The sequence below is a fragment of the Mycobacterium arosiense ATCC BAA-1401 = DSM 45069 genome, assembly GCF_002086125.1.
Taxonomy (GTDB): domain Bacteria; phylum Actinomycetota; class Actinomycetes; order Mycobacteriales; family Mycobacteriaceae; genus Mycobacterium; species Mycobacterium arosiense.
In genome coordinates, this window is the sequence record NZ_MVHG01000040.1 from 20,639 (window position 1) to 41,910 (window position 21,272).

The following is a 21,272-nucleotide window of genomic DNA, read 5'->3' on the forward strand; positions in this document are numbered from 1 at the left end:
TCATGACCTCTCCACCTCCGCGAGTCCCGCATAGGCCGCCGCCAGTAGCGACGGGTCCGGCCCGGCCAGCCGGCCCGGCTTGCCCAGCCCGTCGAGGACCACGAACCGCAGCACCCCGGCGCGCTGTTTCTTATCCCCCGCCATGTATTCCAGCAGCTGCGGCAGCGCGTCGGCGTCGTAGCCGACCGGCAGGCCGAGCGCGGACAGGATGGTCCGATGGCGCCGCGCGGTGGCGTCGTCGAGCCGGCCGGCCAGCCGGGCCAGCTCGGCGGCGAAGACCAGGCCCACCGACACGGCGGCGCCGTGGCGCCACTGGTAGCGCTCGCGGCGCTCGATCGCGTGCCCCAATGTGTGCCCGTAGTTCAGGATCTCGCGCAGCTCCGACTCTTTCTCGTCGGCGGCGACCACCTCCGCCTTGACGGCGATCGCGCGGCGGATCAGCTCGGCCAGCACCTCGCCCGACGGGTCGACGGCGGCCTGCGGATCGGCCTCGATGAGGTCCAGAATCGCCGGATCGGCGATGAACCCCGCCTTGACGATTTCGGCCATCCCGGCGACGAGTTCGTTGGCCGGCAACGTCTGCAGCGTCACGAGGTCGACCAGGACCGCGCGCGGCTGATGAAACGACCCGACCAGATTCTTGCCCGCGTCGGTGTTGATCCCGGTCTTGCCGCCGACGGCCGCGTCGACCATGCCGAGCAGCGTGGTGGGCACGTGCACGATGTCGACGCCGCGCAGCCAGGTGGCCGCCGCGAACCCCGCGACGTCGGTGGCCGCACCGCCGCCGAGGCTGACCAAGGCGTCTTTGCGCCCGATGCCGATGCGGCCCAGCACTTCCCACAGGAAGCCCACGACCGGAAGGTCTTTGCCGTCTTCGGCGTCCGGAATTTCGATGCGGTGCGCGTCAACACCCTTGTCCGCCAATCGGCTTCGGATCACCTCGGCGGTCTCGGCCAGCACCGGCTGATGCACGATGGCCACCTTGTGCCGGTTACCGAGCAATTCGTCCAGCTCGCCCAGCAGGCCGGTGCCGATGATCACCGGGTACGGCGGGTCGACGGCCACCTCGATGGTGACCGGATCGCCGGAGCGGGTCATGTCGCGGCCCCCGCGCGGGCCTGCAACCGCGACAGGATGTGGCGGACCACCGCGCCCGGGTTGCGCCGGTTGGTGTCGACGCGGATGGTCGCGGCCCGCCGGTACAACGGGCTGCGTTCGGCCATCAGCGCGCGGTACTTGTCGGCGCGATCGGGCCCCGCCAGCAGCGGACGCACGGCGTTGCCGCCGGTGCGCCGCAACCCTTCGGTGGCGCTGATCTCCAGGTAGACAACGGTGTGACCGGCCAGCGCCGCCCGCACCCCCGGGCTGGTGACGGCGCCGCCCCCGAGTGACACCACGCCGTCGTGATCGGCCAGCGCGGCGCGCACCACTTGCTCCTCGATGCGGCGGAATTCCGGCTCGCCGTCGGTGGCGAAGATGTCGGCGATGCGCCGCCCGGTCTGCTGCTCGATGGCCACATCGGTGTCCAGGAAGTCGACCCCGAGCGCCTTGGACAACCGGCGGCCGATGGTGGACTTGCCCGAACCCGGCAACCCCACCAGAACCGCCTTGGGCGCCATTACGCGGTTCCCCGGGTGCCCGGCGACTCCCGCTCGGCGACCGCCCGCCGGTAGGCCTCGGCGTTGCGGCGGGTTTCTGCCAGCGAATCGCCGCCGAACTTCTGCAGCGCCGCGCGCGCCAGCACCAGCGCCACCATGGCCTCGACCACCACACCGGCGGCCGGCACCGCGCACACGTCCGAGCGTTGGTGGATCGCGACGGCCTCGTCGCCGGTCGCCATGTCGACGGTGGCCAGCGCCCGCGGCACCGTGGAGATGGGCTTCATCGCGGCGCGCACCCGCAGCGGCTGGCCGTTGGTCATACCGCCTTCCAGGCCGCCGGCCCGGTTGGTGGAGCGGACCACCCCGTCGGGGCCGGGATACATCTCGTCGTGGGCCTGGCTGCCACGGCGGCGCGCCGTCTCGAAGCCGTCGCCGATCTCCACACCCTTGATCGCCTGGATGCCCATCACGGCGGCGGCGAGCTGGCTGTCGAGGCGGTTGTCGCCGCTGGTGAACGAGCCCAGCCCGACGGGCAGGCCCAGGACCACCACCTCGACCACCCCGCCGAGCGTGTCGCCGTCCTTCTTGGCCGCCTCGATCTCGGCGATCATCGCCTCCTCGGCCGCCTTGTCGAAGACGCGCACCGGGCTGGCGTCAATCGCGGGCAGGTCGCCCGGACCCGGCGGCGGGCCGTCGTAGGGCGCCGACGGGCCGATTGCGATGACGTGCGAGAGCACCTCGACGTCCAGCGCCTGACGCAGGAACGCCCGCGCGATGGTGGCGGCCGCGACGCGGGCCGCGGTCTCGCGGGCACTCGCCCGCTCCAGCACCGGCCGGGCGTCGTCGAAACCGTATTTGAGCATGCCGGCGTAGTCGGCGTGGCCGGGTCGCGGCCGGGTGAGCGGCGCATTGCGCGCGCTGTCCGCCAGCTCGCCCGGGTCGACCGGGTCGGCGGACATCACCGCCTCCCACTTCGGCCATTCGGTATTGCCGATCTCGACGGCGATGGGCCCGCCCAGGGTGACACCGTGACGCACCCCGGACAGCACGCTCACCGCGTCGCGCTCGAACGCCATCCGGGCGCCGCGGCCGTAGCCGAGGCGGCGGCGGGCCAGCTGTTCGGAGATGTCGAGCGAGGTGACCTCCACACCTGCGACCATGCCTTCGAGCACGGCCACCAGCGCGCGGCCGTGTGACTCCCCAGCAGTGATCCAACGCAACACGGGTCCCATTGTCCCATGTCGACTTCCGAAAGACCGATTCGCGCAGCCCGCAGCGGTGCCGGCCGCTATCAGGAGGCGGACAGCGCCAGATGTGCCAGCCGCCGGCCCGGTGTGGCGTCCAGCAGCGCGCGCGTGTAGTCCGCGGCCGGCGCCGCGAACACCGCCGCGGTGGCACCGCTTTCCACCACCCGTCCGGCCCGCAGCACCACGACGCGGTGCGACACTCGCCGCACGACCGACAAATCGTGGGAGATGAACAGATAGGTCAGGCCCAGCTGCTCCTGCAGCCGCAGCAGCAGGCCGATGATCGCTTCCTGCGTCACGACATCCAGCGCCGACAGCGGTTCGTCGAGCAGCACGATCTGCGGTCGCACCACGAGCGCGCGGGCGATCGCGACGCGCTGGCATTCACCGCCGGATAGCTCGGCGGGCCGCCGGTCGAGCTTGTCCCCGGTCAGACCGACGCTGGCCACGGCCTCGGAGATACGCAACGCCCGCTGACCCTTGTCGCCCAGCCCACAGGAGCGCAGTGGGCTTTCCAGGATCTGACGGACTGTCCATCGCGGGTCGAGTGCCGAACCGGGGTTTTGGTAAACGAACTGGGTGTCTTGCCAGTGCTCGCGCCGGCCCCGCGACGACAACGAGACGACGTCGCGGCCCAGCACGCGCACCGTTCCGCGCGTGGGTTTGAGCAGGCCGACGATCATCTTCGCCGTGGTCGACTTGCCCGATCCGGACTCCCCCACCAATGCCAGCGTCTCGCCTCGCCGGACGGTGAAGCTCAGGTCCGCCACGGCGGTGTGCTTGCCCCGGGCACCGACGCGGAACTCCTTGGTGACGGCGGCGACCTCGATGACCTCATCGGAATCGGCGCGCGGCACGGCCGGGGTTTGGGCACTTAGCCGACGGATCAGGTGCGCGGCGTACTCGGTGCGGGGCGCCGCGACGATCGCGTCGGCCGCGGCATCCTCCACGACGGCGCCGTCGCGCATCACCACGATGCGCGACGCGTGATCGGTGGCCACCCCGATGTCGTGCGTGATGAAGACGACGGTGGTGCCGTGCTCGGCGACGAGCCGGTCGAACACGGCCAGGACGTGGCGCTGAACGGTCACATCGAGGGCGGACGTCGGCTCGTCGGCGATCAACAGATCGGGGTTGAGAGCGAACGCGATCGCCAGGAGGACGCGCTGACGCATCCCCCCGGAGAGCTCGCCGGGATACTGCTTCAGTCGTTGCTCGGCGCGGTCGATTTCGACCCGGTCCAACATATCGATGCAGCGCTGACGGACCTGGCGCCGGGAGAGCTTTGCCTTTTTCAGGGCGAAGCCCTCGGCGATCTGAGATCCGATGGTGCGCACTGGGTTCAGCGACGTGCCGGGATCCTGCGGAACCAATCCGACGGCGGTGCCACGCAATCCGCACCACTGGTGCTCACTCAGGCCGAGTGCGTTGCGGCCACCGATCGCCAGCGACCCCGCGGTGACCGTCGCGGCCCGCGGTAGCAACCCGAGCACCGCATTCGCCAATGTGGTTTTGCCCGAACCGGATTCGCCGACTACCGCGACGAATTCACCGGCTGATACCGCCAGATCGAGGTGGTCGAGGGCCACCTTGGGCGGCTCACCCGGGTAGGTCACGGTGAGGCCGGACACGTCGAGCAGCGGTGGGGTCACGGTACGTTCTCTCCGTTCAGATCCGGTTGGATGTCAGCGCCCGGCGGCTCAGCACACCGAGCGCCAGGATCACCAGCAGGATGACGGCCCCGGGCAGAGTGGTGAGCCACCACGCGGTCGCCAGGTAGCGGCGACCCTCGGCGACCAGCAGCCCCCACTCCGGTGTCGGCGGCGGGGCGCTGTAGCCGAGGTAACCCAACGCCGAGATCAACAGGATCGCGCTGCTGAGATCGATGACGGTCAGGGCGATCACGACCCCCGCCGCGTTGGGGACGATGTGCCGGCGAATCACCGACCACCGGGTCTCGCCGGACAAGAAGGCGGCCTCGACATAGTCCAGCGCCCGGACGCGGAGCACTTCGGCGCGAAACACCCGGGCGAAGATCGCGATCGAACCGATGCCCACGCCGATGCCGACCGACAGTGGGCCCGGGCCGTAAGCGGTGACGATCCACACGGACACCAGAAAACCCGGCAGCGCCAGCAGCACATCGGCGAATCGCATGCCGACCGCGTCGACGACGGGCCCGGACACACCGGCGAGGATGCCGACAACGCTGCCGATCAGCAGTCCTACCGCGACCGCCAACCCGGCGGTCGCGATGGTATGCGAAGTCCCGTAGATAACTCGGGTCAGCACATCGCGGCCCAGATGGTCGGTGCCGAACCAATGCGCCGAGCTGGGCGGCTGGAATTTGTCAACTGGCCTGCCCTTCAACGGGTTTCGACCGGTGAACAGCCGAGGAGCGACTGCCCATGCGGCGACGAGGATCAGCAACGCCACGGACAGCCGTACCGACCAGGGCAGCGAACGCCGCGCGCGGCGGGCCGGCGCCGCAACCGCGCTCAACCGAACCTGCCCAGCCGAGTGGTGAATCCGCGGCGCTGCAACTTGGTGACGCGCGGGTCCAGCAGCGGGTAGATCAAGTCGACCGCGAGATTCGCCGCCACGATGACCACCGCCGTCAGCAATACCAGGCCCTGAATCAGCGAGATGTCCTGGTTGGAAACCGCCTGCAGCAGTACGGCACCCAAGCCGGAGCGGGAGAACACGGTTTCGGTGACCACCGAGCCACCCAGCAGCGCACCCACCGTCGTCGCTGTCACCGTCAGCGCCGGCGCGGCGGCGTTCTTCAGCACATGCCTGCGGATCACCCACCCCGGTGTGCCGCCCTTGGCGCGCGCGGTGTTGATGTGCGGAAGCGCCAGTGTGGCATCGATGTTTTTGCCCAGCACCTGCGCGATCGGTGCCGAGATCGGCACGGCGAGCACCAGCGCAGCGACCAGCAGCGAGGTCACAGATCCGTCCGGAAACAACGAGATCAGCCCCAGCTGCACCGAAAAGACCTGCAGCACCACTAATCCCAGCCAGAATGTCGGAACGGCACCGAACAGCGGCGGAATCGCGCGCACCAACGACTTCACGGGTGCGCAGGTGGTCGCCAGCGCCGTGATCGCAGCGGCGAACAACAGCGCGAAGACGGTCGCCGTGGCCGCCAACCTCACCGTCTCACCGATCACCCCGCCGATGCGATCCGTGACGGACTGACCGCTGGACAGCGAGAAGCCAAAATGCCCGTGCAACACCTGATTCAGCTGCGAGAAGTACTGTACCCACAACGGCCGGTCATAGCCGTAGAACGCCCTGACCTGGGTGACGATCTCGGGGTTGAAATAGCCCTCGCCCTTGGCGACGAAGATCGCCGCAGGATCGGTCGGCAGGATGCTGACCCCCCAGAAGACGACGGTGAAGGCCACCAACAGCACGATCGCCGACTGGCCGACCCGGGTGAGAACGTAGGTGACCATCGCGTCAGGCCTTCCACGCGCTCTGCAGCAACGGCTCGGTGTAGCGGGTGAACTCCACGTGGACATTCGGCGCGGCGGCATGAACCTGCACCTCGTCCCAGAGCACCAGTGCGAGCTGGTCGGCGATGATCTTGCGTTGTTCGCGAGCGACGATGTCCTTGAGCCGGGCCGGGTCGGTCTCTTTGAGCTCTTCCTCCGACAGCGCGATCAGATCGTCGTTCTTGGCGAATGTCAGGTTGCTTTTCGGACGGCCGAACAGCAGGCCCAGGCCGATGTTGTATTGGATTCGAGTACCGAACAGCGGCGTCGACTGTTGGCTGCTGGAGGCGTTGAAGAACGTGGTATCACCCGCCCGGTTCTGCAGGACGACACCCAGTTCCCGCCACTGCGATTCGATGAATTCGAACGCCGGGCGGAACACCACGCTCTGGTTGGACGCCGCCAGCGTCAGATTGAGCTTGTGTCCGTCCTTTTCGCGCACACCGTCGCTGCCGCGTTTCCACCCGGCCTGGTCGAGCAGGTCGGCCGCCTGCTGCGGCTGAAATCCGATGTCGGCGCTCACGTCGGCGAATAACGGGTCGTCGTGGCCCAGAACGGAATCGCTTGCCCGATAGCTGTCCGACAGCACGGTATCCACCACCGCTTGGCGGTCGATGCCCAATTGCAGCGCCCGGCGCACCCGCACATCGCTGACGACCTGGTTGTTGATCCGGAATCCGACCAGGTTCGCGGTCTCGGCGGGGGCTGCGACCGCGATCACCTGTACGCCACCCTGTTTGAGCGCGGGCTCGTCTGTGGGCTGGATTCCGCGTGCCACGTCCACCTGGTGCGACTGGACAGCACCCGCACGCAGGCCCGGTTCGGCGATGACCCGGAACACGACCTTGTCGAGGTAAGCGGGCCCCCGGTTCGGCCACGACGACGGCGCCCACGCGTAATCAGGGCGTTTCTTGAGCACCACCTGTTGGTCGGGAATCTGCGATTCGTAAACGAACGGGCCTGAGCCGACGACATTTTCGATCTTGGCCTGGTGCTGGTAATCGAGCGCCAGCGTCGACGGCGCGCGGATCCCCGCGCGGCTATAGGACAAGACCTTGTAGAAGTTCGTATTGGGCCGTTTGAGGGACACGGTGACGACCTTCCCGCTGGCCTCGCTGTGGTCGTATCCCACGAAATCGGCGAAGGCCGGCATCTTCTTGCCGGGGTCGCCCTTGCCGAGCTGGTCGAAGTTCGCCTTCACCACACCGGCGGTCAGCGGTGTCCCGTCGCTGAATGTCACCCCGTCCCGGATCGTGAAGGTGTACCGGGTGGCGTTCTCGTTGCGCGAGAAGTTTTCCGCCACCCACCCGTGCACCGTGTCGGTCTTCGGGTCCACGTACACCACCCGGTCGAGCAGCTGGAACATCAGATTGTTCGCGCTGTAGTTGGCCGCCATGGTGTCGGTCACGAACTGGACATCGGAGTAGGTCAACGTGCCACCGCGCACCGGCGACCCCGTGGGCCCCGTGCTGGGACCATGCCGGTGACTTGAGCACGCCGCCACCACAACCGAGATGACCGCGCCCAGCACCGCCGCGCGCGTCGCTGCCTTCGACATCCGGGCCGGGTCAGAAGAAACTGGTGTCGGGCAGCGCTGCGCCGTTGACGGCGATATCGCCCAGCACCCGCGCCTTGTAGATAGTCGGGTTGTGCGAGAACAGCGTTCGCAGGTTTCGCCAGTGCCGGTCCAGCAGAGCCGATGCCTGGATGGCCGACGCACCCCCGGCGTCGAAGACGCGGGACGCCGCCCGCAGCGCGGGCTCCTGGATCGCGACCTTGACCCGCGCGGCGGCGATCGATGCCGCGGCTTCCAATTCGGGATCGATCCCGCTGTCACGCGCGGCGTCCAGCGCTGGTGCGATGTCGGCCGCCGCGCTGCGCACCAGGGCTTGCGCGGCGTAAGCCACCGCGTCGATCTCGCCGACGATCTGCAGCAACTGCGGGTCAGCGGTCGGGGTGTCGGTGCTGGCGAAGGTGTAGGTGCGGCGCCGGCCACGCACCAGGGCCGCAGCATCCGCCGTCAGGCTGCGCAGGATTCCGGCGGCCACCGCGTGCAGGTAGAGCTGCACCAGCGCACCCCGGGCGCGGTTCACCCCGATGGTCGCGCCCAGCGGGAAGACTTCATCGGCCGCGACCGCGACGTCATTGAATACTGTTGTGCCGCTCCCTGTTTGGCGCTGACCGATGCCGTCCCAATCGTCGAGGTGCTCGACGCCGGGCCGGTCCACCGGAATCACCACGGCGGTCGGGGCGCCGTCATCGTCTTGCGCGGTGATCCGTAGATAGTCGGAGAACTGCGCACCGGTGCTGTAGAACTTCCTGCCGCGCAACCGCAACCCGTCCTCGGTGGCCACCAATCGCGTGTCGCGGTTGTTGCCCCCCACGGACTTCTGGCTCTGTTCGGCGTTGGCGCCCCCGATCAACCCGCCCTCGGCGACCACCGCGACCCAGCGGTCGCTGCCGGCGCGTCGCGGCTTGACTTGCAGCTCCTCGACCAACGCGTAATGGATCCGCAAAATGTGCGCCAGGTCGGGGTCGGCGGCGGCCAGCGCGACGAGATAGTCGAAGAACTGCGGTGCCGTGAAGCCGGCACCGCCAAGTTCGCGGGCCAGTCGCACCGCACCCAGCCGATGGTCGCGAACGAGTTTGAGCCCGCGCAGCGGCGGTTCCGTTCCGCCGTCGGCCAACCGCAGACGATGGTCGGCGGCGATCTCGGCGAGCACGTTGCCGATTGCCGCCGGGTCCGCGGGTGTGTCCTGCCGGTGAACTCCAACGGGCATGTGTGACAGAGCCTTCCGGATGCGTTCCTGCCGTGGCGATCCACGGCAACCAGCCCCAAAACCTATGCGCCGCCGACCGACGCCGACAACGGTTTATAGCGTCACAATTTTTAAGCGGAACGGCGTGTGGTCAGCCATATTCGGGTCGACCTTGCGAGCGCCGGTTGCATCCCGGGTGCGTCCACGTAACGTCGTGACTCATGCCTGCCACGCTGTCCGTCGGGATCGAGGTCGCCGGCGACGGGATCGGCGACGAGCCGCCAGTACGGGGTGTCGCCGGGCTGGCGCACCGCCTGGAATCCGCCGGTGTGCACTACTGGGTGATCGGCGCCGACCGCACCGAACCGCTCGACACCTCCACCCTGGACGCGTCGCTGGTCGCCACCGTCGCGGCCCGGCGCAGCACCAGGCTGGGCCTGGTCGTGGCCGCGTCCGTGCATCGCGACCACCCGTATAACCTGGCCCGCCGGTTGATGTCGGTCGACCATGCGGCGCCAGGGCGGGTCGGCTGGTTCGCCCTCGATGCCGACCGACGCATCGGGCTCAACGCCGTTGCCGACACCTGGACCGGCGCCACCCTCGGCCCCGCGCACACCGCGGCGGCGATCGAGGCGGTGCGAACGCTGTGGCGCACATGGCCCTATGCATCGCTGGTGGGTGACCGCGCGACCGGCGTTTTCGCCGACGCCGCACAGATTCGGCGCGCCGACGTGCACGGCGCCTATCGCATCACTGGACCGCTGAACGTGCCCGGGTCACCGCACGGCGACCCGCCGGTATGGCAGTGGGCCGGTGCCGCCACTGCAAACGCGGACGTGATCGTCGTCGAGGACGGCGAGCCGGTCCCGGATGGCGCCGTCATCCGGCTGCGTTCGGTCGATCACGCGGCGCTGGATCGGGTGGCGGCCACGCCGGGCGCCCGCGGCGTGCTGCTGCGGGTCACACCGGATTCCCTGACAGCGGTGCTCGACGATGTGGTCGCCTCGGCGCAACGCCGCGGTGTACTGGCCACACCCAGCGCCGGCACACTGCGACAACGGCTTCGGCTGCCCGCCCCCGCCGGCCCCGACCTGTCGACACATCGCCGCGCCTTCGACGGCTCCCCGAATGCGGGAGCCCGGCTATGAGCAGCCACGAGCGCCGGCTGACGCTCAATGTCAACGTGTTGAACCTGGGCATTCACACCGCATCGTGGCGGCGATCGACCGAGGCGCCCACCGCGTTCACCGATCCCGGCTTTTACGTGCGAATGGCCGAGATCGCCGAGCGCGGAACGCTGGACGCGCTGTTCCTGGCCGACGGTCCCGCCTTGCGCGATCACCCGGCTCTGCGCCCGTCCCAGGCCCTGGAGCCGACCGTGATCCTGGCTGCCATCGCGGCGGACACGGAGCATCTCGGGCTCATCGGGACGTTGTCCTCGACATTCAACGACCCGGTGGAGCTGGCGCACCGGTTACTCAGCCTCGATCACCTGTCCGGTGGGCGCCTCGGCTGGAATGTCGTCACCACATATTCCGAGGCGGCCGGCGGCAATTTCGGCCTCGCCGCCCTTCCCGACCGGCAAACGCGATATCGGCGCGCCGCGGAGTTCGTCGACGTGGTGCTGGCCTTATGGCGCGACGCCGCGGCCGATGCGGGCGGCATCGACCACCGGGGCGAATTCTTCAGTGTGACCGGCTCGTTGCCGCCGGGCCCGTCCCCGCAGCGGCATCCGCTGCTGGTACAGGCGGGAGGGTCGCCGCAGGGGCGGGACCTGGCCGGCCGCGTCGCGGATGCGGTGTTCAGCGCGGAACTCGACCTGGACGCCGGTATCGAGCACTACCGCTACGTCAAGGACGTCGCCGCGGCACACGGTCGCGGCCGTGACGCGGTACGCATCCTGCCGGGACTCATCACCACCATCGGCAGTAGCCGCGCCGAAGCGCAGCGACGCTACGACGAGCAGAACGAGCTCCTGCCCGCGGGCCACGACGTCGAGCGGTTGTCACAGACCCTCGGGGCGGACCTGTCGGGACTCGCGCCGGACGAACCCATCCCCGCGCGGCTGCTGGGGCCCGTGCCGGATCCATCGAAGTTCGTCGGCTCGCTGGGCTTTCGGGAGTCGTTGGTGCGTCTGGTGACCAGCCGCGGGCTGACGCTGCGGCAGACGCTCCGCGAATTCAGCGGCTCGGGCCACCGGGTGATCGTGGGATCGCCGGTCGACGTGGCCGACACGATCGAACAGTGGTTTTGCGCCGGTGCCGCCGACGGCTTCAACCTGATGCCCGACGTCTTCCCCGACGGTCTGGAGGTGTTCGTCGACGAGGTAGTGCCGATCTTGCGGTCCCGCAAACTTTTCCGCACCTCGTACACGGACAAGACGCTGCGCGAACGGCTCACCGGCGACCGATACGTCGCCGCGGCGTGAACCCAAGAAAGAAGGTGCACCGTGCCCACCGGGAAGGGTCAATTTCTCTGGTACATACCGAATACCGTCGAGCCCGGCCATCGAGGCGACGACACCGTCGACGGCTGGGGCAGCCTGGATTACTCGGTCGATCTGGCGCAGCGCGCCGAGCAACACGGCTGGGAAGGCGCGCTGATCGGGACCGGCTGGGGGCGGCCGGACACGTTCACGGTGGCGACCGCGATCGCCGCGCGTACCAACAACTTCGCGCCACTGGTGGCCGTCCGCCCCGGTTACTGGCATCCGGCGCATTTCGCCAGCGCGGCGGCAACACTGGATCGCCTCAACAACGGCCGGTTGCTGGTGAACATCGTGAGCGGCGCCGATGACCTCGCCGCCTACGGCGACCCCGAAATCGACAAGGCGCGCCGCTACGACCGCACCCGCGAATTCATCCGCCTGGTCCGCCGGTTGTGGAGCGAGGACGATGTCACCTTCCGCGGCGAGTTCTACCGCGTCGAACACTCGACGCTGCAGCCGCGCCCGCTCGGTGCGGACGAAGGCCGGTACCCGAAGCTGTACTTCGGTGGAGCCTCGGCGGCCGCCGAGCAGGTCGCCGCGACCGATGCCGACGTCCAACTGTTCTGGGGCGAGCCACTGGACGGGATCGCCGAGCGCATCGACAGGCTGAAGTCGTTGTCCGACAAGCTCGGTCGCGAGCATGCGCCGCTGGAATTCGGCCTTCGGGTCACCACGCTGGTGCGCGACACGTCCGAACAGGCCTGGCGCGACGCCGAGGCGAAGGTCGCCAAGCTGGCCGGCACCCCCACCATGCTGCTGCTGCACGACCCGGCGGGATCGGCGGGCCAGCGGCGGCTGTCCGATCTCGCCGAGCGCGGCGAAGTGCTCGACTCCTGCCTGTTCACCACGCCGAGCAAATACGGCGGCGAGGGCGCCGGGACGACATGGCTGGTCGGCTCGGCCGGCGAGGTCGCCGCCGCGCTGCGCAAGTACGCCGACCTCGGGGTCACCCATTTCGTGTTGTCGGACACCCCGTACAAGTCGGAGACGGTCCGGCTCGGCGACCAGCTGTTGCCGCTGCTGCGCCCTACGGCCGTCGGAGACTGAGGACCTCAGAGCAGCGCCAGCCCCACGCCCACCGCGCTGGCCAGACACATCGACGGCCCGTGCGGCACCGGGGCCGTACCGCGGGCACCGCCGCCGAGCCGGGCGGCCATCCCCAGCGCCGCGGTCAGCAGCGGCGCCCCCAGCGCCGCCAGAAACCACGCGCCGACGCCGAAGCAACCGGTCAACGCCCCCAGGCCGAGTGCCAGCTTGACGTCACCGGCGCCCATCGCGCCCGGCGACGCGCAGTGCACCACGAAATAGATCGCGGTCAGCGCCCCGGTCCCGGCCAGCGCCGCCGGACCGCGGCCGGCCAGTGTGGCGACCGCCAGAATCGTCGGGGCGCCGGTCAGCGTCAGCGCGTTGGGCAGGCGGCGTTCCCGGATGTCATAGCCACTCAACACCGCCAACCAGGCCAGCACCACACACGCCGCCGCAATTCGCATGCGCGGCACGCTAATCCGGTGCGGCCACCGCGCAAGTCATGGCCTCGCGCGGCGCGGGCCGCCCGGTGAACTGCTCCACCTGCGCGAAGGCCTGATGCAGCAGCATCTGCAGGCCGCTGATCACCCGCCCGCCGGCGGCGCTGACCGCGGCGGCCAGCGGCGTGGGCCACGGGTCATACACGGCGTCCAGCAGCACACCGATGCGTGCGAAGGCGCCGGCGTAGCGCGCGGCGACGTCCGCCGGGATGGTGCTGACCAGCACCTCGGCGCCCGCCACCTCGTCGGCGAGCCCGTTCGCTTCCAGGCCGCAGAACCGGGTCGGCACGCCCAGTTCGACGCCCAGGTCCACCAGCCGGGCCGCCTTGTCGGGGTTGCGGGCTACCACGGTGATGCCGGCGACGCCCAGTTGGGCCAGGCCGGCGACGGCCGCCGGTGCGGTGCCGCCCGATCCACAGACCAGCGCCCATCCAGAAGCGCCGCCCAACGCCCCGGCGACCCCGTCGATGTCGGTGTTATCGGCCCGCCACCCCGTCGGCGTCCGCACCAGGGTGTTGGCCGAGCCCACTCGCTGCGCGCGGTCTGTGCGGTCGTCGGCGAACCGCAGGGCGGCGAACTTGCCGGGCATGGTCACCGACACGCCGACCCATTCCGGCCCCAGGCCGCCGACCACGCCGGGCAGCTGCTCGGCGTCGCATTCGATGCGGTCGTAGGTCCAGTCGGCCAGGCCCAGCGCGCGGTAGGCGGCCAGGTGCAATTGCGGGGATTTCGAGTGGGCGATCGGCTTGCCGAGCACGGCCGCCTTGCGGGGCGCCGGGCTAGCGGGGGGTGCTGTCGAGGACACCGTTGTGCTTAGCCAGCTCGATGTTGGCCAGGTGTTGTTGATAGTCGCGGGTGAACAGCGTTGTGCCCTGCGCGTCGATGGTGACGAAGTACAGCCAGTCACCGGGCTGCGGGTGCTCGGCGGCGTTCAGCGCGTCGGTGCCGGGCGAACAGATCGCGGTGGCCGGCAAGCCCTGCGACACGTAGGTGTTCCACGGCGTCTTTTGGGCCCGGTCGGCGTCGCTGGTGGCCACCTCGCGGCGGTCCAGCGGGTAATTGACCGTCGAGTCGAACTCGAGCGTGTGATGCGCGTGCAGCCGGTTGTAGATGACCTGCGCGACCTTGGCGAAGTCCTGGGAGTTGGATTCCTGCTGCACCAGCGACGCCACCACCAGGATGTCGTAGGGCGACAGGCCCATGGCCTCGGCGGTGTCCACCAGCCCGGACTTGGCGTACTCCTCGGCGCCGGCGCCGATCAGGGTGGCCAGGATGGCCTCCGGGGAGGCCGACGGATCGATGTTGAAGGTGCCCGGCCCGATCAGCCCCTCGATGCGGCGGTGGTCATTGCCGAGCTCACCGACGGGTTCGGTGGCCCATGGCGGCACCGCCAGCGCCAGGGCGGAACTGTTGGTGGCGGCGGCCCGCAGGCCCTGCACCGGGACGCAGCGCGTATCCCCGTCCAGGTCGACGCAGGTGGCGCGCGAGATCAGCGTGAGGATTCCCGGCGTCACCACGTTGGTTTTCATGTCGGTGGTGTCGTCGAGCTGACGGCCCTCGGGAATGACCAGCCGGCCCACCCGGCTCTTGGGGTCGGCCAGCCGCGCGACGGCGTTGGCGGCCGGGATCTCGGTGCGCATCCGGTAGAAGCCCGGCTGGATCGCGTTGATGGCGCTGTTGCCGTGCGCCGCGTTGACGAACGCCCGCACCGTCTTGATGACCTGCTCTTTTTGCAGCGTCTCGCCGATATTGGTGGTCGAGTCACCGGCCTGGACCTGGATCACCAGGTCCCGCTTGCCGCTGCCGGTGTAGTCGTCGCCGGCCCCGAAGAGCGTGTGCCACAACTTGCCGCCCACGAAGACGCCGGCGAGCACCACCACGACGAAAATGGCGAGCGCGATCTTGCCGGCGAAGCGGCGCCGCCGGCGGCCCCGCTCGGCCTTCCGCGCGACGCGGCTCGGCCTGCGCGCACCCACCGCCTCGGGCTCAGCCCGTTCCCGCCGTGCGCTGTCAACCATCGCTGAGCTCCCCCGCCATCGCGGCGCGGCGCTGATCCAGCCAACTCTGCAGGATCGCCACCGCCGCGGCCTGATCGATCACCGCACGCTGTTCTTTGGCCCGCACCCCGGCCGCGCGCAGCGAGCGCTGGGCGGCCACGGTGGTCAGCCGCTCATCGGCCAGCCGCACCGGTACCCCGGCGATGCGCCGGGCCAGCGCGTCCGCCACCTCGATCGCGTCGAGGGCCGACGGGCCGGTGCGATCGGCCAGCGTGCGCGGCAAGCCGACCACCACCTCGACGGCTTCGTATTCGGCGACCAGCGCGGCCAGCTGTCGCAGGTGTTTGCCGGTGCGGTCGCGGCGCACGGTCTTCACCGGGGTGGCCAGGATCGCGTCGGGGTCGCTGCAGGCCACGCCGATGCGCACGCTGCCCACGTCGATGCCGAGCCGCCGTCCCCGGCCGGGGTCCTGGTGAGGATCGCCGGGCCGGTCGGGCGAGCGGTGCTGTGTCAAAACCACTCAATCGACCCGCGCTATCACGGCGATCTCCGAACGTAGGGCGCCGAGCGCGGCGTCGATGCCCGCCGGATCCTTGCCGGAACCCTGCGCCAGGTCCGCCTTGCCACCGCCGCGGCCGTCGACCGTCGCCGCGAGCTGCTTGACCAGGTCGTTGGCGCGAAGACCCAGGTCCTGGGCGGCCGGGTTGGCGGCGACGGCATAGGGCACCGACCCGCCCTGGCCCTCGGCGATCAGCGCGACCACCGCGGGGTCGCTGCCCAGCTTGCCGCGGATGTCGCCGACCAGTGAGCGCAGGTCACCCGCCGTCATCTCGCCCGACATCCGTTGCGCCACCACCCGGACGTTACCGACGCGCTCCGCGCCCGCCGCGGCGTTGGTCGCGGCGGCCCGCGCGCCGGCCAGCCGGACACGTTCGAGTTCCTTCTCCGCCGCCTTGAGCCGCTCCACCAGGCCGGCCACCCGGGCGGGCACCTCGTCGGACGGCACCTTGAGCGACGACGCCAGCCCCGCCATCAGCGCGCGTTCCTTGGCCAGGTGCCGGAACGAGTCCAGCCCGACGTAGGCCTCCACCCGGCGCACCCCGGAACCGACCGAGGACTCGCCCAGGATGGTCACCGGCCCGATCTGGGCCGAGTTGTGCACGTGGGTTCCACCGCAGAGCTCCAGAGAGAAGGGGCCGCCGATCTCCACCACCCGCACCTCGTCGGGGTAGGCCTCGCCGAACATGGCCATCGCGCCCATCGCCTTGGCCTTCTCCAGCTGCTCGGTGAACGTGTGCACCTCGAAGTCGGCCTGCACGGCCTGGTTGGTCACCTCTTCGACCTGGGTGCGCTGCTCCTCGGACAGCGGCCCCTGCCAGTTGAAGTCGAACCGCAGGTAGCCCGGGCGGTTGAGCGACCCGGCCTGAACGGCGTTGGGGCCCAGCACCTGCCGCAGCGCCGCGTGCACCATGTGGGTGCCCGAGTGGCCCTGGGTGGCGCCGCGCCGCCACTGCGGGTCGACCGCCGCGACCACGGTGTCGCCCTCGACGAACTCACCGGACTCGACGTTGACCCGGTGCACCCACAGGGTTTTGGCGATCTTCTGCACGTCGATGACCGCCGCACGGGCGGTCTCACCGGCGCCCGTTCCGCTGATGGTGCCCTCGTCGGCGATCTGGCCGCCGGCCTCGGCGTACAGCGGCGTGCGGTCCAGCACGAGTTCGACCCGGTCGGCCCCCTCGGTGCCGTGGGTGACCACCGGAACCCGCTTGCCGTCGACGAAGATGCCCAGAATACTTGCCTCGGAAGTCAATTCGTCGAAGCCGGTGAACTCGGTGGGGCCGGCGTCGACCAGCTCGCGGTATGCGGTCAGGTCGGCGTGGGCGTGTTTGCGCGCGGCGGCGTCGGCCTTGGCGCGGCGGCGCTGCTCGGCCATCAGTTCCCGGAAGCCGACCTCGTCCACGTGCAGGCCGGCCTCGGACGCCATCTCGAGCGTGAGCTCGATGGGGAATCCGTAGGTGTCGTGCAGGGTGAAGGCGTCGGAGCCCGAAATCGCCTTCGCGCCAGAGGCTTTGGTGGTGCCGGCCACCTCGTCGAACAGCTTCGAGCCCGCCGCCAGTGTGCGATTGAACGCGGTCTCCTCGGCGACGGCGATGCGCCGGATCCGGTCGAAGTCGGCGACCAGTTCGGGGTACGACGGCCCCATCGCGTCACGCACGGTGGCCATCAGGTCACCGACGATGGGCCCCTCGATGTCGAGCAGCCTGGCCGAGCGGATCACCCGGCGCAACAGCCGGCGCAGCACGTAGCCGCGGCCGTCGTTGCCGGGCGTGACGCCGTCGCCGATCAGGATGGCCGCGGTGCGGCTGTGGTCGGCGATAATCCGGTAGCGCACGTCGTCGTCGTGGTTGCCCACGTCATAGGGACGCGCGGCGACGGTGGCCACCTTGTCGATGACCGGGCGCAGCAGGTCGGTCTCGTAGACGTTGTGCACGCCCTGCAGGATGAAGGCGACCCGCTCCACGCCCATGCCGGTGTCGATGTTCTTGCGCGGCAACGGCCCCAGGATCTCGAAGTCGGCTTTGCCGGTGCCCTCGCCGCGTTCGTTCTGCATGAACACGAGATTCCAGATCTCGATGTAGCGGTCCTCGTTGGCGATCGGGCCGCCCTCGACGCCGAACTGAGGCCCGCGGTCGTAGTAGATCTCCGAGGACGGGCCACAGGGGCCGGGGATGCCCATCGACCAGTAGTTGTCCTCCATGCCGCGGCGCTGGATGCGGTCGGTGGGCAGGCCGGCGATCTCCTGCCACAGCCGCACGGCCTCGTCGTCGTCGAAAAAGACCGTCGTCCAGATGCGTTCGGGATCCAGGCCGTAGCCGCCCTGCTCGACGCTGTTGGTCAGCAGGGTCCAGGCCAGTTCGATGGCGCGGCGCTTGAAGTAGTCACCGAACGAGAAGTTTCCCGCCATCTGAAAGAACGTGTTGTGCCGGGTGGTGATACCGACCTCGTCGATATCGGGCGTGCGGATGCACTTTTGGATGCTGGTGGCCCTCGAGTACTCGGGGGTGCGCGCGCCCAGGAAGTAGGGCACGAACTGCACCATGCCCGCGTTGACGAACAGCAGGTTGGGGTCGTCGAGGATCACCGATGCGCTCGGCACCTCGGTGTGGCCCGCCTTCACGAAATGATCAAGAAACCGCTTCCTGATCTCGTGTGTCTGCACTTTCGGAGTCCGCTTCTTTCCGTTACTTCGACGTCTGGCTCCCAGCCTATTCGCCGGGCGTGAGAAGCCCATCTAACGACGCATTTCGACCGCTCACAGTACCTGCCCCCGGCGCGCCGGGCGCCCGGGCGCTAACCCTCGAGAAAGCTCAGCCGGACCGAGCGTTGCGGGTTGTCCCGGTTCAGGTCGACCAGGACGATGCTTTGCCAGGTGCCCAGCATCGGCTCCCCGGCCGAGACCGGCACCGTCACCGACGGCGCGACCAGCGCCGGCATCACATGGTCGGCGCCATGGCCCGGCGAGCCGTGCGAATGCCGGTAACGATCGTCGCGCGGCAGCAGCCGTTCCAGCGTGTCCACCAGGTCGTCGTCGGAACCGGCACCCGTCTCGATGATCGCCACCCCCGCCGTGGCGTGCGGGACGAACACGTTGCACAGGCCATCCCCGCGCGACCAGCAAAACCCGCGCACCGCCTCGGTGAGATCGACGATGCGGCGGCGCGACGTGTCCACGTCCAGCACATCGGTATGCATCCGGCCAAGCCTACGGCGCCGGCCTCACGACCAGCCAATCCTTTGTGAGCGCGGCCACAATTGGCCATTGCGACGCGTAACCGGCAGGAGGAAGGTAGCGAGTGGGGCCGGTGCCACACCGGGCCCGTCAGATACCAGCCCCGACACGAAAGAGGGGTCGACCGTGTACGCACGTTCCACCACCATTCAGGCGCAACCCCTGTCGGTCGACATCGGAATTGCGCACGTTCGCGACGTCGTCATGCCCGCCCTCACCGAGATCGAGGGGTGCGTGGGGCTGTCGCTGTTGGTCGACCGGCAATCCGGCACCTGCATCGCCACCAGCTCGTGGGAGAGCATCGAGGCGATGCGCGGCAGCGCCGAGCACGTGGCGCCCATCCGTGACCGGGCCGCGCTGATGTTCGACGGCAGCGCCCGCGTCGAGGAATGGGACATCGCCCTGCTGCACCGAGACCACCCGTCCCGCCAGGGCGCGTGCGTGCGCGCCACCTGGCTCAAGGTGGTGCCGGATCAGCTCAACCGGTCGCTGGACTTCTACCGGTCCTCGGTGCTGCCCGAGATGGAAGACCTCGACGGGTTCTGCAGCGCCAGCCTGCTGGTCGACCACCCCGCCTGCCGCAGGGCCGTCACCTGCTCCACGTTCGACTCGATGGAGGCGATGGCCCGCAACCGCGACCGGGCCAGCGAACTGCGCAGCAGGCGGGTTCGCGAGCTGGGCGCCGAGGTGATCGACGTGGCCGAGTTCGAGCTGGCCATCGCCCACCTGCGGGTGCCCGAGCTGGTCTAGCGGGTCCCCCTCTTACTGCGGATGATCGCGCGCAACCGGTCTAGCCGGCCGGTCATTTCGCGCTCACCACCGCGGCCGGTGGGCCGGTAATAGTCGACACCGACCAGCTCGTCGGGTGGATACTGTTGCGCGACAACGCCATCCGGGTGGTCGTGCGAGTACTTGTAGCCCTGCGCGTTGCCCAGCCCGGCCGCACCCGAATAGTGCCCGTCGCGCAGATGGGGCGGAACCAGTCCGGCTTTGCCGGCCCTGATGTCGCTCATCGCCGCACCCAGCGCCGTGGTGACCGCGTTCGATTTCGGCGCGGTGGCCAGATAGACCGTGCAATGCGCCAGGGTGAGCTGCGCCTCGGGCATGCCGATCAGCGCCACCGTCTGCGCGGCCGCGACCGCCACCTGCAGCGCGGCCGAGTCGGCCATGCCGATGTCCTCGCTGGCCAGGATCATCAGCCGGCGCGCGACGAACCGCGGGTCTTCCCCGGCGACCAGCATGCGGGCCAGATAGTGCAGCGCGGCGTCGACGTCGGAGCCGCGGATCGACTTGATGAAGGCGCTGATGACGTCGTAGTGCTGGTCGCCGCTCCGGTCGTAGCGAACCGCGGCCTCGTCCAGCGACTGCTCGACGGCGGCGACGGTCAACTCGGCACCGGGTTGCACCGCCGCCCCCACCGCTTCCGAGGCGACCTCCAGCGCCGTCAGCGCGCGCCGGGCGTCGCCGGCGGCCAGCCGCACCAGCAGGTCGACGGCGTCCGGCGCGACGGTGACCTGACCGCCCAGCCCGCGCGGGTCGTCGATCGCGCGCTGCACCACGGTGCGGATGTCGTCGGCGCTCAGCGGCCGCAACTGCAGGATCAGCGAGCGCGACAGCAGCGGCGCCACCACCGAGAAGCTCGGGTTCTCCGTGGTCGCCGCGACCAGCAGCACCACCCGGTTCTCCACGGCCGACAGCAACGCGTCCTGCTGGGTCTTGGAGAACCGGTGCACCTCGTCGATGAACAGCACCGTCTGTTCGCCGGACAGCAGCGCCCGGCGGGCGGTGTCGATCACCGCCCGAACGTCTTTGACGCCGGCCGACAGGGCCGACAGTGCCTCGAAACGGCGGCCGGTCGCCTGCGAGATCAGCGCGGCCAGCGTCGTCTTGCCGCTGCCCGGCGGCCCGTAAAGGATGACCGACGCCACGCCCGAGCCTTCGACCAGGCGGCGCAGCGGCGATCCGGGGGCCAGCAGATGGTCCTGCCCGACCACCTCGTCCAGCGACGCCGGACGCATCCGGACCGCCAGGGGCGCGCCGCCCGACGCGCCCGCCCCGTGATCGGTTGGCTGCGGCGCGCCGGGTAGGTCAAACAGACCGTCGGACACGGCTTCAGGCATACCACGACGGGCAGACGCCCGCGCCGGCCCAGGGCACGCAGCCGGCAATCCGGGCGCCCACGGGGCATCTTTGCTAAGTTCCGGGTTGCCGACTTCCGCGGGCGTTCCCTCCTGGAAACTTTCGCCACACGAGGAAATCCGACAGCAAGGACGGACATGAGCCAACCTCCCGAGTACCCGGGCACCCCGGCAGACCCGCAGGGCACCAACCCTCCCGGCTACCCGCCGCCCGGTTACGGCG

General features: G+C 69.7%; 19 protein-coding genes. 4 read left to right on the forward strand and 15 right to left on the reverse strand.

The features are described from left to right. The 8 genes from aroB to BST14_RS16165 all read right to left on the reverse strand — a co-directional run bounded on the left by aroB (position 1) and on the right by BST14_RS16165 (position 9,128). Positions 1–1,098, reverse strand: coding sequence for a 3-dehydroquinate synthase (gene aroB / locus BST14_RS16130; protein ID WP_083065352.1), 1,098 nt, complete (start codon positions 1,096–1,098; stop codon positions 1–3). Then, positions 1,095–1,619, reverse strand: coding sequence for a shikimate kinase (locus BST14_RS16135; protein ID WP_083065353.1), 525 nt, complete (start codon positions 1,617–1,619; stop codon positions 1,095–1,097). Before BST14_RS16135 ends, aroB begins: the two co-directional genes overlap by 4 nt. After that, a complete protein-coding gene (gene aroC / locus BST14_RS16140; RefSeq protein ID WP_083065372.1) occupies positions 1,619–2,824 on the reverse strand; it encodes a chorismate synthase in 1,206 nt (401 codons plus the stop codon). The genes BST14_RS16135 and aroC overlap by 1 nt, the downstream gene beginning before the upstream one ends. Positions 2,825–2,892: 68 nt before the next feature. Continuing rightward, on the reverse strand, positions 2,893–4,500 hold the full coding sequence (locus BST14_RS16145) for an ABC transporter ATP-binding protein (RefSeq protein WP_083065354.1): 1,608 nt from the start codon (positions 4,498–4,500) through the stop codon (positions 2,893–2,895). 16 nt (positions 4,501–4,516) lie between these two features. Then, positions 4,517–5,350, reverse strand: coding sequence for an ABC transporter permease (locus BST14_RS16150; RefSeq protein ID WP_083065355.1), 834 nt, complete (start codon positions 5,348–5,350; stop codon positions 4,517–4,519). Next, complete coding sequence (locus tag BST14_RS16155) at positions 5,347–6,309, reverse strand: ABC transporter permease (RefSeq protein ID WP_083065356.1); 963 nt, start codon at positions 6,307–6,309, stop codon at positions 5,347–5,349. The genes BST14_RS16150 and BST14_RS16155 overlap by 4 nt, the downstream gene beginning before the upstream one ends. Before the next feature lie 4 nt (positions 6,310–6,313). After that, on the reverse strand, positions 6,314–7,906 hold the full coding sequence (locus BST14_RS16160) for an ABC transporter substrate-binding protein (protein ID WP_083065357.1): 1,593 nt from the start codon (positions 7,904–7,906) through the stop codon (positions 6,314–6,316). A gap of 10 nt (positions 7,907–7,916) precedes the next feature. Continuing rightward, entirely contained in the window at positions 7,917–9,128 is a 1,212-nt protein-coding gene (locus BST14_RS16165; protein ID WP_083065358.1) for an acyl-CoA dehydrogenase family protein, read from the reverse strand. A gap of 200 nt (positions 9,129–9,328) precedes the next feature. On the opposite strand from BST14_RS16165, the gene BST14_RS16170 reads away from it, so the two are divergent. Genes BST14_RS16170 through BST14_RS16180 form a run of 3 tightly spaced genes read left to right on the forward strand, consistent with a single transcriptional unit; the run spans position 9,329 to position 12,642 of the window. Further along, positions 9,329–10,255 (forward strand): LLM class oxidoreductase, encoded by a 927-nt coding sequence (locus BST14_RS16170; RefSeq protein WP_083065359.1) that lies wholly within the window; start codon positions 9,329–9,331, stop codon positions 10,253–10,255. Next, the gene (locus tag BST14_RS16175; RefSeq protein ID WP_083065360.1) at positions 10,252–11,535 is read left to right on the forward strand and encodes an NtaA/DmoA family FMN-dependent monooxygenase; all 1,284 of its coding nucleotides are present in this window, start codon (positions 10,252–10,254) and stop codon (positions 11,533–11,535) included. The genes BST14_RS16170 and BST14_RS16175 overlap by 4 nt, the downstream gene beginning before the upstream one ends. Before the next feature lie 21 nt (positions 11,536–11,556). Further along, the gene (locus BST14_RS16180; protein ID WP_083065361.1) at positions 11,557–12,642 is read left to right on the forward strand and encodes an LLM class flavin-dependent oxidoreductase; all 1,086 of its coding nucleotides are present in this window, start codon (positions 11,557–11,559) and stop codon (positions 12,640–12,642) included. 5 nt (positions 12,643–12,647) lie between these two features. On the opposite strand, the gene BST14_RS16185 is transcribed toward BST14_RS16180, so the two are convergent. The 6 genes from BST14_RS16185 to BST14_RS16210 all read right to left on the reverse strand — a co-directional run bounded on the left by BST14_RS16185 (position 12,648) and on the right by BST14_RS16210 (position 18,862). Then, positions 12,648–13,085, reverse strand: a complete 438-nt coding sequence (locus BST14_RS16185) for a prepilin peptidase (protein ID WP_083065373.1) — start codon at positions 13,083–13,085, stop codon at positions 12,648–12,650. Between the two features lie 10 nt (positions 13,086–13,095). Further along, a complete protein-coding gene (locus BST14_RS16190) occupies positions 13,096–13,926 on the reverse strand; it encodes a shikimate dehydrogenase (RefSeq protein ID WP_083065362.1) in 831 nt (276 codons plus the stop codon). After that, positions 13,901–15,139 (reverse strand): endolytic transglycosylase MltG, encoded by a 1,239-nt coding sequence (locus BST14_RS16195; RefSeq protein WP_083065363.1) that lies wholly within the window; start codon positions 15,137–15,139, stop codon positions 13,901–13,903. Before BST14_RS16195 ends, BST14_RS16190 begins: the two co-directional genes overlap by 26 nt. Next, positions 15,132–15,638: a Holliday junction resolvase RuvX gene (gene ruvX, locus BST14_RS16200; protein ID WP_083065364.1), complete on the reverse strand. Its 507-nt coding sequence runs from the start codon at positions 15,636–15,638 to the stop codon at positions 15,132–15,134. Before ruvX ends, BST14_RS16195 begins: the two co-directional genes overlap by 8 nt. After that, positions 15,639–18,341, reverse strand: coding sequence for an alanine--tRNA ligase (gene alaS, locus BST14_RS16205; RefSeq protein WP_083065365.1), 2,703 nt, complete (start codon positions 18,339–18,341; stop codon positions 15,639–15,641). Between the two features lie 131 nt (positions 18,342–18,472). Further along, positions 18,473–18,862, reverse strand: coding sequence for a secondary thiamine-phosphate synthase enzyme YjbQ (locus BST14_RS16210; protein ID WP_211280733.1), 390 nt, complete (start codon positions 18,860–18,862; stop codon positions 18,473–18,475). Between the two features lie 175 nt (positions 18,863–19,037). On the opposite strand from BST14_RS16210, the gene BST14_RS16215 reads away from it, so the two are divergent. Beyond that, entirely contained in the window at positions 19,038–19,661 is a 624-nt protein-coding gene (locus BST14_RS16215; RefSeq protein ID WP_083065367.1) for a hypothetical protein, read from the forward strand. Here BST14_RS16215 and BST14_RS16220 read toward each other — a convergent pair. Next, on the reverse strand, positions 19,658–21,031 hold the full coding sequence (locus tag BST14_RS16220) for a replication-associated recombination protein A (RefSeq protein ID WP_083065368.1): 1,374 nt from the start codon (positions 21,029–21,031) through the stop codon (positions 19,658–19,660). The genes BST14_RS16215 and BST14_RS16220 overlap by 4 nt on opposite strands. Positions 21,032–21,272: the final 241 nt, after the last annotated feature.

Excerpts from the sequence above, each read along its gene's own strand:
- BST14_RS16220 (WP_083065368.1), bottom strand. The coding sequence starts at position 21,031 with ATGCCTGAAGCCGTGTCCGACGGTCTGTTTGACCTACCCGGCGCGCCG.
- BST14_RS16185 (WP_083065373.1), bottom strand. The coding sequence starts at position 13,085 with ATGCGAATTGCGGCGGCGTGTGTGGTGCTGGCCTGGTTGGCGGTGTTG.
- BST14_RS16175 (WP_083065360.1), top strand. The coding sequence starts at position 10,252 with ATGAGCAGCCACGAGCGCCGGCTGACGCTCAATGTCAACGTGTTGAAC.
- BST14_RS16160 (WP_083065357.1), bottom strand. The coding sequence starts at position 7,906 with ATGTCGAAGGCAGCGACGCGCGCGGCGGTGCTGGGCGCGGTCATCTCG.
- BST14_RS16195 (WP_083065363.1), bottom strand. The coding sequence starts at position 15,139 with ATGGTTGACAGCGCACGGCGGGAACGGGCTGAGCCCGAGGCGGTGGGT.
- BST14_RS16135 (WP_083065353.1), bottom strand. The coding sequence starts at position 1,619 with ATGGCGCCCAAGGCGGTTCTGGTGGGGTTGCCGGGTTCGGGCAAGTCC.
- BST14_RS16155 (WP_083065356.1), bottom strand. The coding sequence starts at position 6,309 with ATGGTCACCTACGTTCTCACCCGGGTCGGCCAGTCGGCGATCGTGCTG.
- aroB (WP_083065352.1), bottom strand. The coding sequence starts at position 1,098 with ATGACCCGCTCCGGCGATCCGGTCACCATCGAGGTGGCCGTCGACCCG.
- BST14_RS16165 (WP_083065358.1), bottom strand. The coding sequence starts at position 9,128 with ATGCCCGTTGGAGTTCACCGGCAGGACACACCCGCGGACCCGGCGGCA.
- BST14_RS16170 (WP_083065359.1), top strand. The coding sequence starts at position 9,329 with ATGCCTGCCACGCTGTCCGTCGGGATCGAGGTCGCCGGCGACGGGATC.